We start from the raw sequence: 14,802 nt of genomic DNA on the forward strand, positions 1-14,802 counted from the left end.
CGTTAATCCACCGACAAAACACGGCGGGGGCGGAACCGTTCGGTTCCGCCCCCGCCGTCGTCGTGGGACTCAGCCCTCCTGCACCGCGCCGAGCGGCGGCCCTGCCGGGCGGGAGGCCGCCCTGCGGGACGTCCGCCGCCTGGTCGTCGCGACGACCGGGGCGGGCGGCTCCGGCCGCTCCTCAACGGGCGCGTGGCCGTTGAGCGCGGGCTGCTCGGTCGAGGGCACACCGTTGCGCGCGGCTGGCTCGGCCGCCGGCCTTGCCTCCGCCTGCTCGACCGGGGCCTGCTTCGGCTCGGCCTGCTTCCCCTGCTCGGCCTGCAACGGAGCCTTGGCTGGCTCCGCCGACGGCTCGGGCTGGGCGACCGGTGCGGCAGCCTCGACCGCGACCGCAGGCGTGGCGGCCTCGGCGGCCCTGGCCGCCTCCTGGCGGGCCGCGCCGGCCTCGCGACGGGCCTCGCGCCGGGCGTTGCGGCGTTCCCGCTGCGCCTCCCTGCGGTCCCGGCCGCCGTCCTGCTTCGGCTCGGCTGCCGGCTCGGTCTCCTGCTGCGCTGGCTCGGCCACCGGGGCGTCCGCGACCGGCTCGGCGACAGCCTCGACCGGCGCCGCCGGCTCGACGGCCTGCTGCTCGCCGGACTTGCCGCGCCGCGACTTCCGGCCGCTCTGCTGCTGGCCGCCGCCCTGCGCCGCGTTCTGCTGGCCGCCCTGCTTCTCCTTCTCGCCGCCCCCCGCGCCGTGCGAGTGCTGCACGGGCTCGGTGGACACCAGCACGCCCCGGCCACGGCAGTGCTCGCAGGTCGTGCTGAACGCCTCGAGCAGGCCGGTGCCGACCCGCTTGCGGGTCATCTGCACCAGGCCGAGCGAGGTGACCTCGGCGACCTGGTGACGGGTGCGGTCCCGGCCGAGGCACTCGGTGAGCCTGCGCAGCACCAGGTCCCGGTTGGACTCCAGCACCATGTCGATGAAGTCGATGACGATGATGCCGCCGATGTCGCGCAGCCGGAGCTGGCGGACGATCTCCTCCGCCGACTCCAGGTTGTTGCGCGTGACGGTTTCCTCGAGGTTGCCGCCCGACCCGGTGTACTTGCCGGTGTTGACGTCGATGACCGTCATCGCCTCGGTGCGGTCGATGATCAGGTAGCCGCCCGACGGCAGCCAGACCTTGCGGTCCAGCGCCTTGAGCAGCTGCTCGTCGATGCGGTGCTCGACGAACGCGTCGGTGGTGCCGACGTGCCGGCGCAGCCGGTCCCGCAGGTCCGGCGCGACGTGCTGCACGTAGGCGTCGATGACGTCCCACGCGTCGTCGCCCTGCACCACCAGGTTCGAGAAGTCCTCGGTGAACAGGTCGCGCACGACCTTGACCAGCAGGTCGGGCTCCTCGTACAGCAGCTGCGGGGCCTGCGCCCTCGGCTGGTCGGCCTTCTCCTTGATGACCTGCCACTGCGCCTGGAGCCTGCGCACGTCGCGGCCCAGCTCCTCCTCGCCGATGCCCTCCGAGGCGGTGCGGATGATCACACCGGCGTCGTCGGGCACGACCCGCTTGAGGATGTCCTTGAGGCGCTTGCGCTCGTTGTCGGCCAGCTTGCGGCTGATGCCCGTCGCGCCGCCGCCCGGCACGTAGACCAGGAACCGGCCGGGCAGGCTGATCTGCGTGGTCAGCCTGGCGCCCTTGTGGCCTACCGGGTCCTTGGTGACCTGCACGAGCACGCTGTCACCGGTGGACAGCGCCTGCTCGATCTTGCGGGCCTTGCCCTCCAGCCCAGCGGCGTCCCAGTCGACCTCGCCGGCGTAGAGCACCGCGTTGCGGCCCCTGCCGATGTCGATGAACGCGGCCTCCATGCTGGGCAGCACGTTCTGCACGCGGCCGAGGTAGACGTTGCCGACCAGCGAGCCGGTGCCGGCCGAGGTGACGAAGTGCTCGACGAGCACGCCGTCCTCGAGCACACCGATCTGGGTGCGGTCGCCGCGCTCGCGCACCACCATCGTGCGGTCGACGGCCTCCCGGCGGGCCAGGAACTCCGCCTCGGACAGCACGGGCACGCGACGGCGACCGGCCTCCCGGCCGTCCCTGCGGCGCTGCCGCTTGGCCTCCAGCCGCGTCGAGCCCCGCACGCTGCGGACCTCGCTCTGCGCGGCCTCGGAGTCGGCCTTGTCGTCCCGCGCGTCGCGGACGTGCACGACCGTGTTCGGCGGGTCGTCCTCGTTCGGGGCGGCCTCGTCGTCCGCGCCGCTCTTGCGGCGGCGACGGCGCCTGCGGCGGCGGCTGCCACCCTCGCCGCCCTCGTCCGAGGCTCCGTCCTCATCGGACTCGTCACGCCCGGCGTCCTGGTCGGATTCCTGCTCCTCGCCGGAATCGGCCGGTTCGTCGTCGGCGTTCTCGTCGTCGGCGTAGTCGTCGCCGAAGCCGCCCTTGCCCCGGCCACGGCCGCGACGGCCGCGGCGACGGCGGCGGCGACCGGCCGCGTCCCCGTCATCGGACAGGTCGTCGTCGGCGTGCCCGTCCTCCGGCTCGTCCTCGGGCTCCGGCTCGATCGCCTTCTCGACGACGGTCTGGCGCGGGCCAGCGCCTTCGGCCTTGGCCGCCTTGCCCTTGCCGCCCGACTTCGCCGTGGCCTTGCCGGCCTTGGCGGGCTCCGCCTTCGGCGCGGCCTCCGGCTCGGCGGCCTGCGGGGGCAGGAACACCGGGGACGGCGCCGCGAACAGCGGCGCGAGCGCGACGGCGGGTTGCTGGACGCTCACCGCCACCGGCTGCGGCTCGTCGGCGATCTCCTCGCCCGCGATCTCCTCGACCGGGGTGGACTCCCCCAGGTCGGACGGGTCGGCGGCGGGCGCCGGCAGCAGCGTGTCGGCGACCTTCAGGGCGATGTCCCTGCTCAGGCTCGACTGCACGCTGCGCGCGGGTTCCCCGATGTCGGCGAGCGCCGCGATGATGTCCTTGCTGCTCGCACCGAGCAGCTTGGCCAGCGCGTGCACCCGAATCTTCGATGGCAGTTCGGCCAGCGCGGGATGTGTGGGTGCGGTGTTATCCCCGCCGGTAGCTCCGGCGGGCTTGTCCGTGTTCGACATGCAGCTCCTCCGCCCCCGGGCGCGCCCATCCAAGGACGCGGCCGCGCAGGGGCCTCTCTTGTCCAGTCTCCGCCGCGGCTAGCGGCGGGAATCCTTGCCTAGCGCCGACCGGTACCAGGGCCTCCGTGCCCAGGCGCTCAGTCAGCAGGTCCCGCGACGACGGCTAGTCGCGCTCCTGCTCCCCGGACTCCACTGCGGACTCCGTCGCCCTGTCCTGGGCGAACGGGTCGGCAAGGCGACCATCGTCGTCGAGCCGTCCCTGTGCCAACCGGGTCGCCCTCGCGGGCACCGGTGGAACCAGGTCGGCGACGACGCGAAGCGCGCTGAGCACATCGTCGGGTCGGACAGCAGGTGTGGTCTGCCGTACAACCGTCACGAGTATCCCACACGGTTCGCCGGAAGCCGTCCAATCATCTGGCTGAACGTGGCCAGCGTCGCTTTGCTCACTCTCCGTGATCATCAGATCGTGTGACGAAACGACCTCGGCGGACATCACCGCAGGTCGCACGTCGATGATCCGCTTCCCGTCCTTGGTCAACCGCTCGACCTCGACCTGCTCGACCGCGAGCAGGCCGGCCACCGCAGCACGCAGCGCGTCCACCGACACCCCGGGCAGCTCGATCCGCCACAGGCTGGCGTCGATCCGGTCGGGCAACGAGCCGGTGCTGGCCTGCACGACCTCGAGCACGTCGAGGCCGGGCGGCAGCGCCGCGTCGAGCGCGGCCCGCAGCGCGACCGGGTCGATCTGCTCGACGACCTGCACCTCGACGTATTCGGCCTCGCTGGCCACGCCGGTCGGCGACGCGCCGATCCAGGACACCTTCGGGTGCGGGTTGAAGCCCTGCGAGTACGCCATCGGCACGCCCGCCCTGCGGAGGGCGCGCTCGAAGGTCCGTGCGACGTCGCGGTGCGAGGTGAAGCGCAACCGGCCACGCTTGGCGTAGCGCAGTCGCAGCTTCTGCACCGCCGAGGCGGACGGGTTGGGCTGGTCCTTGCGGCTCAGAGCTACTCCCCTTCGACAGGTCTGCACGCGGGCCCTGCGCCAAATGGGCGGCTCGGTCCATCGTCGCAGTCCACTACTCCGGCAGGACGGTACCTTGGAGCTGTTTTGGGTCGCCCCGCTTGTCTGCGCCAGCCAGTCTGGCTACCGTCCGGCTCGTTGGACAGAGGGCTCCCCCGAAACCGGCCTGCCCAGCCCTGGAGGTCCCCCGTGCCTCTGCTACACCGCGCCCGAGCGGTCGCGCTCAGCGCTGTGCTGCTCACCGCGGGCTGCCTGGCGGCCACCGCCCCCGCGGGGGCGGACACCGTGGCACCCAGCCGGCCGTGCGCGCAACAGGGCCCCACGCTGCGCTACCTCGTGCTGTTCGACCGGGGCACGCAGGAACCGCAGGCCGACGCTGAGATCGCCGCGGCCTGCGGCAGCACCACGGTCTACTACCCGCAGATCGCGGTCGCCGTGGCCACCTCCCCCGACCCGTCGTTCGGCGACCGGATCGGCGCCGACCGGGCCTACAGCGCCCAGGCCGAGAGCCTGTCGAGGAACAGCGACGCGCCGACCCGGAAGAAGGTCGACGAGACCGAGGCGGCCCAGTTCCAGCCGGACGGCAGGGACGTGCCGACCGCCGACCGCAGCGCGGAGCAGTGGGACATGGCCCTCATCCAGGCCGACCGCGCGCACCAGGTCAACGAGGGCAGCAGGAACGTCGTGGTCGGCGTGCTCGACTCCGGCATCGACCCGACCCACCCGGACCTCGTCGCCGCCCTCGACCCCGCGCTGTCCGCTGGCTGCCTCACCGGCAAGCCGGACACCGCGCAGCAGGCGTGGGCGCCGACGACCTCGCCGCACGGCACGCACGTCGCCGGGATCGTCGCGGCCGCCGACGACGGCAAGGGCGTCACCGGCGTCGCTCCCGGTGTGCGGATCGCCTCGGTGAAGGTGGTCGACGACGACGGGTACATCTACCCCGAGTACGCCGTCTGCGGGTTCATGTGGGCCGCGACGAACGGGATGACCGTCACCAACAGCAGCTTCTTCGTCGACCCGTGGGTGTTCAACTGCCAGAGCGAGAACGGCCAGCAGGTCGTGCACGACGCAGTGCGCAGGGCCGTCGACTACGCGACCAGCCGGGGCGTACTGAACGTGGCGGCCACGACCAACAACGGCGTCGACCTGGCGCGGCCGGGTAGGGACACCGCCAGCCCGGACAACGCGGGCCCGGAAGCGCTCCGGCCTCGGCCGCTGACCGGCGCCTGCCTGGTGCTGCCCGCCCAGCTGCGCAACGTGGTCGCGGTCTCCTCGGTGGGGGCCAGGCAGGTCAAGGCCGGCTACAGCTCCTACGGGCTCGGCACGGTGGACGTCACCGCGCCCGGCGGGGACCGCAGGCAGCAGCCGTTCGGATCCGGCCAGAGCTGCGTGCTGTCCACGGTGCCCGGCGGCTACGGGTACTACTGCGGCACGTCGATGGCCGCGCCGCACGTCACGGGCGTGGCCGCGCTGCTCGCCTCGACGCACCCGCACGCCTCGCCCGGCCAGCTGCTCCGGCTGCTGAACTCGCAGGCCGACACGCTGCCGTGCCCGTCGGACTACGACCTCAACGGCACCGGCGTGCAGGACGCCTACTGCACCGGTTACTCCGAGTACAACGGCTTCTACGGCCACGGCCTGGTCAACGCCCTGGCCGCCGTGCAGAACTGATGTCATGAAGGACCCTTCAGGACGCTCAACGCCCTGAAGGGTCCCCTTTTCAGGACAAGTGCAGGGCGGGGTTGCGGACCGGGGAGCCCTTGCCGACCGGGCTGATCGGCAGCAGCGTCCGGCCGCTCGGGCCGACCTGGATGTCGGTGTTCATCGCCGGGCACACACCGCAGTCGAAGCACGGCGTCCACCGGCAGTCGTCCTGCTCGCGCTCGTCGAGGGCGTCCTGCCAGTCCGCCCAGAGCCACTCCTTGTCCAGCCCGGAGTCCAGGTGGTCCCAGGGCAGTACCTCGGTCTCCTCGCGCTCGCGCGTGGTGAACCAGGCGAGGTCGACGCCCAGCGGCACGAGCTCGGCCTCGCAGGCGTCCACCCAGCGCTGGTAGGAGAAGTGCTCGCTCCAGCCGTCGAACCGGCCGCCCTCCGCCCACACGCGCTCGATCACGCGGCCGACCCTGCGGTCGCCCCTGGACAGCAGCCCCTCGATCAGGCTGGGCTTGCCGTCGTGGTAGCGCATGCCGATGTTGCGGCCGATGCCACGGTCGGAGTTGACGGCCTCGCGCAGCTTGCGCAGCCGACTGTCCACAGTGTCCGGGGCGCACTGCGCGGCCCACTGGAACGGCGTGTGCGGCTTCGGCACGAACCCGCCGATGGAGATCGTGCAGCGAACATCGTTGCGGCCGCTGGCCTTCCGGCCGGCGCGGATGACCTCCTGGGCCATGCCGGCGATCTCCAGCACGTCCTCGTCGGTCTCGGTCGGCAGCCCGCACATGAAGTACAGCTTCACCTGCCGCCAGCCGTTGGAGTACGCGGCGCTGACCGTCCTGATGAGATCCTCTTGGGACACCATCTTGTTGATGACGCGGCGAATCCGCTCGCTGCCGCCCTCCGGCGCGAAGGTCAGGCCGGAGCGCCTGCCGTTGCGGGACAGCTCGTTGGCGAGGTCGACGTTGAAGGCGTCCACCCGCGTGCTCGGCAGGCTGAGGCTGGTGTTGGTGCCCTCGTAGCGGTCCGCGAGGCCCTTGGTGATCTCGGCGATCTCCGAGTGGTCCGCGCTGGACAGCGACAGCAGGCCGACCTCCTCGAAACCCGTTGCCTCCAAGCCCTTCTGGATCATCGCGCCGATGCCCTCGATGGACCGCTCGCGCACCGGGCGGGTGATCATGCCGGCCTGGCAGAAGCGGCAGCCCCTGGTGCAGCCCCGGAAGATCTCCACGCTCATCCGCTCGTGCACGCTCTCGGCGAGCGGCACCAGCGGCTGCTTCGGGTACGGCCAGGCGTCCAGGTCCATCGTGGTGCGCTTGAACACACGGAACGGCACTCGGTCGCGGTTGGGCACCACGCGCTGGATGCGGCCGTCCGGCAGGTACTCCACGTCGTAGAAGCGCGGGATGTACACGCCGCCGGTCTCGGCGAGCCTGGTCAGCAGCTCGTCGCGGCCGCCGGGGCGCCCCTCGGCCTTCCAGGCGCGGACGATGTCGGTGACCTCGAGCACGGCCTCCTCGCCGTCGCCGAGCACGGCGGCGTCGATGAAGTCGGCGATCGGCTCGGGGTTGAACGCGGCGTGCCCGCCTGCGATGACGATCGGGTGCTCGTCGGTGCGGTCGGCCGCGTGCAGCGGGATCCCGCCGAGGTCGAGCGCGGTGAGCAGGTTCGTGTAGCCGAGCTCGGTGGAGAAGCTGACGCCCAGCAGGTCGAACGCGCCGAGCGGGCGGTGACCGTCCACGGTGAACTGCGGCACGTTGTGCTCGCGCATCAGCGCCTCGAGGTCCGGCCAGACCGCGTAGGTGCGCTCGGCCAGCACGTCGGGCTGCTCGTTGAGGACCTCGTAGAGGATCATGACGCCCTGGTTGGGCAGGCCGACCTCGTAGGCGTCCGGGTACATCAACGCCCAGCGCACGGTCGTGCTGTCCCAGTCCTTGACGGTGGCGTTGAGCTCCCCGCCGACATACTGCACCGGCTTGGACACCCTGGGGAGCAGGGCCTCCAACCTGGGGAAAACAGACTCGACACTCACGCGACCAGGGTAGCCGCTCCCGGTGGTTACTTCAGCAGGAGCCTGCCGAGCCGCCGCGCGGCGATCACCACGCCGATCACTGCCATGCCGACGAAGTAGGCGAGGTGCCCGAGCATCGACCAGTCGACGTAGCCCGTGGTCAACCCCCGCATCAGCACCACGGCCTGGTACAGCGGGGTGCACTCGACGACGTGCTGCAACGCCGTCGGGTAGACCGACAGCGGGTAGAACGTGGTGGAGAACAGGAACAGCGGCATGATCACCAACTGCACCAGATCGAAGTCCTGCCAGGACCGCAGGAACGTCGCGCAGGCCATGCCGACCGCCGCGAACGCGAACGCCACCAACAGGGCGACCGGCAGCGCCAGCAGCCCCCACGGGGAGGCGATCAGGCCCATGCCGAACATCACCGCGAGGAAGCCGGCGGCGTACATCCCACCGCGCAGCAACGCCCAGGAGATCTCGCCGATCGCGATGTCCAACGGCCCCAACGGGGTCGCCAGCATCGCGTCGTAGGTGCCCGCGTACTTGAACTTGAAGAAGATGTTGAAGGTGGCGTCGTAGATCGCGCCGTTCATCGCCGAGGCCGCCAGCAGCGCGGGCGCCACGAACGCGACGTAGCTGATCGGCTGGCCGCCGGGGCCCGTCAGCTGGCCGACCAGCTTGCCGAACCCGAGGCCAAGCGCCAGCAGGAAGAACAGCGGTTCGAAGGCACCCGACAGGACCACGAACCAGGTGCGCCGGTTGACGAGCAGGGAACGCTCGACGACCATCCGCGCGCGGCCCGCGTACAGGCCGGGCGGCACGATCCGCAGCAGCGGCCCGCCCCGGTGGTGCGGCGGCGGACTGTCCTTGTCCCGTCTGGTGATCACGTCCTGCGACATCGCTCCCCCTACACAGCCAGCCTGCGCCGGAACAACCGGCAGGCCAGCAACGCCCCGGCGACGAGCAGCGCCACCAGGTAGCCGACGTGTCCCAGCGTGGCCAGCGGCCGCAGCGTGCCGAACGCCGCGCCCCTGGCCAGCTCGTTGCCGTGCCACACCGGGGTGAGCCAGGCCAGCGGTCGCACCCACGCGGGCAGCTGGCTGATCGGGAAGAACGTGCCGGCGAACAACGTCATCGGCATCACCACGAACCGGAACAGGCCGGCGAAGCCCTGCCCGTCGTCGTCGCGCGAGGCCGAGAACGCCACCACCGGCGCGCAGAACGCCATGCCGGCCAGCACCGCGAACAGCAGCGACAGCAGCACTCCGGGGCCGGTGACCGCGCCGAACAGCGCCGCGATGGCCAGGTACACGGCCCCGGAACCCAGCAGGCGCAACGCGATCCACAGCAGCTGACCGGACAGCAGCTGGCCGGGGCTGATCGGGGTGGCCACGACACCCCAGTAGGTCTTCTGCCACTTGAACGCCGAGAGCACCGGGTAGGTGGACTCGCCGCCCGCGTTCTGGATCGCGCCGGAGACCAGCAGCGCGGGCGCGAGGTACGCGACGTACCGCAGCCCGCCGGTGGCATCGCCCGGCTGCACCTGGGACCCGAAGCCGAAGCCGAGGGCCAGCAGCATCAGCACCGGTTGGAGGACGCTGGACACCACGGTGGCCCGCCAGCTGCGGCGGTACCAGGTCCACAGGCCCTCGATCACCAGCCACGTGGCGCGCCAGGACCCGACCACCGTGCCGGTTGATCGGATCGTCGTCGTCGGACCGGTCATGGTCATTGCTCTGTCACCAGCCTCAATCCACCAGCCTCAGTCCACCAGGCTCCGGCCGGTCAGCCGGAGGAAGACGTCTTCCAGCGAGCTGCGCCGCACCAGGCTGGAGATCGGCCGCACGCCCCGGTTGTGCGCGGCGGCGAGCGCCCCCTCGCCGTCCTCGGTGTAGAGCAGCAGGCGGTCCGGCAGCACCTCGACCCGCTCGGCCAGGTCCACGACGTCGGGCAGCACGGCCTCCTGCCCGCCGGGGACAAACCGCAGCTCGAGGACCTCGCGGGTGGAGTAGCGGCCGATCAGCTCGGCCGGGGAGCCCTCGGCGGCGATCCTGCCCTGGTCCATCACGACGAGCCGGTCGCACAGCTGCTCGGCCTCGTCCATGTAGTGCGTGGTGATGATGAGCGTGACGCCGGACTGCTTGAGCCGGAAGAGCCGGTCCCAGAGCAGGTGCCTGGCCTGCGGGTCCAGGCCGGTGGTCGGCTCGTCCAGCAGCAGCAGGTCGGGCTCGTTGACCAGGGAGCGGGCGATGGTCAGGCGGCGCTTCATGCCGCCGGACAGCGGCTCGACCTGGTCGTCGGCGCGGTCGGTCAGCTGGGCGAACTCCAGCAGCTCGGTGGCGCGTTCGCGCACGCGGGCGCGAGACAGGCCGAAGTAACGGCCGTAGACCTGGAGGTTCTGCCGGACCGTGAGCTCGTTGTCCAGGGTGTCCTGCTGCGGGCACACGCCCAGCCGCGCCCTGATCCTCGGGCCGTCGACGTCCGGGTCGAGGCCGAACACCCGCAGGTCCCCGCCCGTGCGCGGCGAGACCGCGGCCACCATGCGCATGGTGGAGGACTTGCCGGCGCCGTTCGGCCCGAGAAAACCGAACGCCTCACCCCGGTTGACCTCGACGTCGATCCCGCGCACGGCCTCGAAGTCGCCGAAGCGCTTCGCCAGGCCCGTCGCGGTGACCAGAGGGTGATCGACAGTGCTCACGAGTCGGACAGTAGCCGCCGACCCCGACGAAGTCGGAGCGGATTACGGGCGACTCGGCCGGGTCGCGGGGGCGGCGCGGCCCCACCAGACGGGTGCGCCGGCCGGCCACGGGGGCCGACCGGCGCAGTGGTTCGCGCGCGGGACGCTCAGAGGTTGGGGAACCAGAGCTTGATCTCGCGCTCGGCGGACTCGACCGAGTCGGAGCCGTGCACGAGGTTGAACTGCGTCTCGAGGCCGAAGTCGCCGCGCAGGGTGCCGGGGGTGGCCTTCTCGACCGGGTCGGTGCCGCCGGCCAGCTGGCGGAACGCGGCGATGGCCCTCGGGCCCTCGACGACCGCCGCGACGACCTGGCCGGAGGTGATGAAGTCGAGCAGGTCGGCGAAGAAGCTCTTGCCGTCGTGCTCCGCGTAGTGCTGCTCGGCGAGGGCGCGCTGCACGGTGCGAAGTTCGAGCGCGGCCAGCTTGAGGCCCTTGCGCTCGATCCGAGAGATCACCTCGCCGACCAGTCCACGGCTGACGCCGTCCGGCTTGACCAGGACCAGGGTGCGCTCGCTCACGGCTTTCCGTTCTCCTTCGTGCGGGATCCTGTGCCCCCGCGAGATCGCGCGAGGCGTGCGGTCAGCCTAACCGCGTGCCGGTGGCCCGTCCGAGTGGCCTTGGCCGATCAGGTGTTCCGTCCCCGGCTGCGCTCCGGGAAGATCGCGGCCGTGAACGGATTGCGAGTGCGTCGGGGTGGCTCGGGCGGGCCGACACTGTTGCTGCTGCACGGACTCGGCGCGACGGGCGGCGTGTGGCGCGGGCTGACCGGGTTGTTGGACGACCGCTGGCCCGGCGGCTGGCTCGCGCCGGACCTGCCGGGGCACGGCGGCTCGGACCCGTTGCCCCGCTACACCTACGGCCACCTCGCCGCCGCGGTCGCCAGCGCGGTCGAGGACACCGAGGACGTCGTGGTGCTCGGCCACTCGCTTGGCGGGGTCGTCGGCCTCGCGCTCGCCAGCGGCTGGTTCGGGCCGTCGGTGCGCGCGGTGTGCGGGCTGGGCATCAAGGTGTCCTGGACGCAGGAGGAGCTGGCGAAGTCCTCGGCCATCGCGGCGAAGCCGGCACGCACGTTCCCGAGCCGCGCCGAGGCCGCCGCGCGGTGTCTCGCCGTCGCCGGGCTGACCGGGTTGGTCGCCGAGGACGCCCCCGAGGTCGATGAGGGGCTGGTGACGCGGGCCGACGGGTGGGGGCTGGCGCTGGACCAGGCCGCGTACGGGGTCGGCGCGCCGCCCATGCCCGGCCTGCTCGCCGCGGCGCGGGCCACCGGCGCGACGCTCGTGCTCGCGGCGGGCGAACGCGACCCGATGTGCGCCGAACAGGACCTGGCAGCGCTGGTCGACGCGCCGGTCGTGCTGGCGGGCCTCGGGCACAACGCGCACGTCGAGTCGCCGGAGGACGTGCTGGACCTCGTGCTGCGGGTGCTCGGGTAGCGGACTGTTCCGGTCTTGTAATACTTCTACCGCTCGAGCACCACGACCGTGCGGGCCTGCACGGCAACGGTGTCGCCGGACGGCCCGAGCCGTGCCGTGTCCGGCGCGCCCGCCTGGAGTTCGTGTGGCCGCCAGCCGCCGCCCGGCGGGAGCGCGACCGTCTGCGGCTCGGGGCGCGGGTTGAGCACGACCACCACTCCTCGGCGCGCCGGGTCGACGTCGGGGCCGACGGTGTCGTCCAGGTGCTGCACGACCACACCGGGCCCGGCGAGCGGGCCGGGATCGGGGAAGGACACCTTCTGCTGCACGAGCGCCGCGTCGCCCAGCGTGAACAGCGGCGAGGACTGCCTGATCCGCAACAGCCACAGCGTGCCGTCGAGGGCGGCGCGCAGGTCGGCGGGTTTGGGCAGCAGGGCCGGGTCGCCGAGCAGCGGACGCGCGTACGGCCACTTGTCCGCGTTGTCGGCGGCCGGGGGCAGGCCGCCGGCGAAACCGTTGGCGCGCAACAGCGGGTCGTACCTGTTGAACCAGTCGCCCGAGTTGAAGCTGTTGCGGTCGAACGACTTCGAGCGCAGGAACTCGGTGCCGGCCAACACGAACGGCTGGCCCTGGCCGAGCAGCACCGGCGCGAGCGCGAGCAGTTGGCACCGCACCCGGTCGGCCATCGACGTGCGCTGCGGCAGCTTGTAGGCCAACGCGTCGTACAGCGTCTCGTTGTCGTGCGCATCCACGTAGGTGATTGCCTCGGCCGGGGCCGCGGTGTAGCCGGCCGGCGCGCCGTTGTAGCTGACCTGGCTGCCGGTCACCTCGGCACCGCTGGTCGAGCGGAACCGGTACGCGGCAAGGTTTCCCGCCATGCCCAGCTTCACCAGGTCCGCATAGTTGACCAGCCGCGCCGACTGCTGCGCGTCGTCGCCGTTGGCCGGCGAGCCGTTGGGGTCGCCGGCCAGCCCCGAGGCGAAGCCCTGGATCCTGGGGTCGCCGTCGAAGGGGCCGCCGCCGCGCACGCCGTCGCGGAGCCGGTCGTTGAAGGTGCCGATCCCGGTGCCGGCCAGGTTCGCCTGGGTGGCCTGCACGAAGCGCGCGCCGCCGGCGACCTCGCCGAAGTCCCAGCCCTCGCCGTAGATCCTGATCCGCCTGCCGTCCACGCCGTCGGCCTGCGGGGTGAGAGCGTCCAGGGCGGCGCGCACGGCGAGGATGTTCGCCTTGGGATGGTGGCCCATCAGGTCGAACCGGAAGCCGTCGACCTTGTACAGTCGCGCCCACCGCACGACCGAGTCGACCACGAGCTTGCCCATCATGGCGTTCTCCGGCGCGGTGTTCGCGCAGCATGTCGAGGTCGCGATCGAGCCGTCGTCCAGCAGCCGGTGGTAGTAGCCGGGCACCACCCTGTCCAGCACCGAGGTCGGATCGTCGCCCGCCGCGGCGGTGTGGTTGTAAACCACGTCGACGACCACGCGATTCCCGTTGTCGTGCAACGACTTCACCATCTCGCGGTACTGCCGCGACCTGGCCGGGCCGGACCGCGCGTCGCTGGTCGCGTAGGAGCCTTCCGGCACGTCGTAGTGCCACGGGTCGTAGCCCCAGTTGTAGGCGTCGACGGCGGCGGTCACCCCGACGCACTCCTGCTGCACCGTGGAGTCCGGCGCGAAGGCGGCCGGATCGCACGGCGGGGTCCGCTGGTCCGACCGCCGCTCGGGGATGGTGGCGATGTCGAAGGTGGGCATCAGGTGCACGGTGTCCATGCCGGCCTCGGCGAGTTCCCGCAGGTGCCGCATGCCGGCGGAGTCGCGGTGCGTGAACGCGAGGTAGGTGCCCCGGTCGGTGGCCGGCACGGTGTCGTCGCCGATGGAGAAGTCCCGCACGTGCAGCTCGGTCACGGCGTGCGCGACCGGATTGTCGCCGAGCCCCTTCGCGACCTCCTCGCGCCAGCCCGCCGGCATCGTGTGCTGGTCGGCCAGGTCGACGATCTGGGAGTGTGTCGAGTCGACCGACAGGGCGAGCGAGTAGGGGTCGGTGACGTCGATGACGCGCACGGAGTGCGTCGCGGGCTGCCAGCCGGTCACCTCGTAGCGGTAGTAGCGGTCGATCCAGAACGGGCTGCCGGCCCGCGACCACGAGCCGGACTCGCTGTCGCGGAACAGGTCCAGCACGGCACGGGGCGCTTCGCCCGGCGCGGGCGGGGTGCCGCCGTAGAGCTTCAGCCGCACGGACCGCGCGGTCGGCGCCCACAGCCGCAGGGTCGGCCGCCCCTCGGCGAAGACGGGTCCGTAGTCGAGCCGCCCGGCCGCGGCCGCGTACCGGTCGTCCAGCACGCCGGCCAGTTGCACGCCGGTGGCCTGCGCCAGCCCGCCGTCCGCGCCGAACCGGACGGCGACGACCTGGCCGCGCACCGCGTCGTCCACGGTCGCGGGATCGGACTGCCGCAGCCGGAAGGCCGGTTTTCCCCGCAGGTAAGGGAACTTGGCGGCGAGTTCGGGCGGGAGGCCGCCGGGGGCCGGGTCCATCGGCAGCGCGACACCGCCCCGGATCCCGCCGCCCGCGACGGCGATCCGCCCGTCCGGGTCGGTGCGCAGCTGGTAGGCGCTCGGGCCGCCCGACGGGTCGCCCGCGTCCCAGACGACGAACTCGCGGCTCAGCCAGACGGCCCGCGCCCTGCCGAGGTCGGTGTCCGCCTGTCCCGGCGCGGCGACCGCCGGGGTCGCGGTCAGGAACGGCCCGGTGAGCAGGGCGACCAGGACGGCGAAACCGGTGCGTGGACGGCCACGGCCCATCTCGACCTCCGTGTCGCGGGGTCCCCGGGGGTCTCGGCGCGTCGAGCACCGAGCTGACCGCAGAAAACCACGGCGGTACCGGGCCAACAAGGCCCACCACG

General features: G+C 72.2%; 10 protein-coding genes. 2 read left to right on the forward strand and 8 right to left on the reverse strand.

What is annotated here, in order from left to right; translation table 11 throughout:
• Positions 1 to 69: 69 nt before the first annotated feature.
• Both F0L68_RS03240 and F0L68_RS03245 read right to left on the reverse strand, forming a co-directional pair.
• A complete protein-coding gene (locus F0L68_RS03240) occupies positions 70 to 3,066 on the reverse strand; it encodes a translation initiation factor IF-2 N-terminal domain-containing protein (protein WP_149847882.1) in 2,997 nt (998 codons plus the stop codon).
• A gap of 163 nt (positions 3,067 to 3,229) precedes the next feature.
• Positions 3,230 to 4,030, reverse strand: a complete 801-nt coding sequence (locus F0L68_RS03245; protein ID WP_149847931.1) for a TIGR03936 family radical SAM-associated protein — start codon at positions 4,028 to 4,030, stop codon at positions 3,230 to 3,232.
• A gap of 246 nt (positions 4,031 to 4,276) precedes the next feature.
• Here F0L68_RS03245 and F0L68_RS03250 point away from each other — a divergent pair, with 246 nt between their 5' ends.
• On the forward strand, positions 4,277 to 5,761 hold the full coding sequence (locus tag F0L68_RS03250; RefSeq protein ID WP_149847883.1) for a S8 family peptidase: 1,485 nt from the start codon (positions 4,277 to 4,279) through the stop codon (positions 5,759 to 5,761).
• Between the two features lie 49 nt (positions 5,762 to 5,810).
• Here F0L68_RS03250 and F0L68_RS03255 read toward each other — a convergent pair whose 3' ends face one another.
• The 5 genes from F0L68_RS03255 to ndk form a co-directional block, all read right to left on the reverse strand.
• Complete coding sequence (locus tag F0L68_RS03255; protein WP_149847884.1) at positions 5,811 to 7,775, reverse strand: TIGR03960 family B12-binding radical SAM protein; 1,965 nt, start codon at positions 7,773 to 7,775, stop codon at positions 5,811 to 5,813.
• 26 nt (positions 7,776 to 7,801) lie between these two features.
• Positions 7,802 to 8,659 (reverse strand): ABC transporter permease, encoded by an 858-nt coding sequence (locus tag F0L68_RS03260; protein ID WP_149847885.1) that lies wholly within the window; start codon positions 8,657 to 8,659, stop codon positions 7,802 to 7,804.
• Positions 8,660 to 8,667: 8 nt separating this feature from the next.
• The gene (locus F0L68_RS03265; protein WP_149847886.1) at positions 8,668 to 9,486 is read right to left on the reverse strand and encodes an ABC transporter permease; all 819 of its coding nucleotides are present in this window, start codon (positions 9,484 to 9,486) and stop codon (positions 8,668 to 8,670) included.
• Between the two features lie 36 nt (positions 9,487 to 9,522).
• Positions 9,523 to 10,458, reverse strand: a complete 936-nt coding sequence (locus F0L68_RS03270) for an ABC transporter ATP-binding protein (RefSeq protein WP_149847887.1) — start codon at positions 10,456 to 10,458, stop codon at positions 9,523 to 9,525.
• Between the two features lie 146 nt (positions 10,459 to 10,604).
• Positions 10,605 to 11,015 (reverse strand): nucleoside-diphosphate kinase, encoded by a 411-nt coding sequence (gene ndk, locus F0L68_RS03275; RefSeq protein ID WP_149847888.1) that lies wholly within the window; start codon positions 11,013 to 11,015, stop codon positions 10,605 to 10,607.
• 150 nt (positions 11,016 to 11,165) lie between these two features.
• Between ndk and F0L68_RS03280 the strand changes: the two genes are divergently transcribed.
• A complete protein-coding gene (locus F0L68_RS03280; RefSeq protein WP_149847889.1) occupies positions 11,166 to 11,927 on the forward strand; it encodes an alpha/beta fold hydrolase in 762 nt (253 codons plus the stop codon).
• A 26-nt stretch (positions 11,928 to 11,953) separates the two neighbouring features.
• Here the strand turns inward: F0L68_RS03280 and pulA are convergent, their stop codons facing one another.
• Positions 11,954 to 14,701, reverse strand: coding sequence for a pullulanase-type alpha-1,6-glucosidase (pulA, locus tag F0L68_RS03285; protein ID WP_149847890.1), 2,748 nt, complete (start codon positions 14,699 to 14,701; stop codon positions 11,954 to 11,956).
• Positions 14,702 to 14,802 lie beyond the last annotated feature (101 nt).

The organism is Solihabitans fulvus, from assembly GCF_008386585.1.
GTDB lineage: Bacteria > Actinomycetota > Actinomycetes > Mycobacteriales > Pseudonocardiaceae > Solihabitans > Solihabitans fulvus.

What these genes read in the sequence shown, in the direction of transcription:
- pulA (WP_149847890.1), bottom strand. Translation starts at nt 14,701, where the DNA reads ATGGGCCGTGGCCGTCCACGCACCGGTTTCGCCGTCCTGGTCGCCCTG.
- F0L68_RS03240 (WP_149847882.1), bottom strand. Translation starts at nt 3,066, where the DNA reads ATGTCGAACACGGACAAGCCCGCCGGAGCTACCGGCGGGGATAACACC.
- F0L68_RS03260 (WP_149847885.1), bottom strand. Translation starts at nt 8,659, where the DNA reads ATGTCGCAGGACGTGATCACCAGACGGGACAAGGACAGTCCGCCGCCG.
- F0L68_RS03265 (WP_149847886.1), bottom strand. Translation starts at nt 9,486, where the DNA reads ATGACCGGTCCGACGACGACGATCCGATCAACCGGCACGGTGGTCGGG.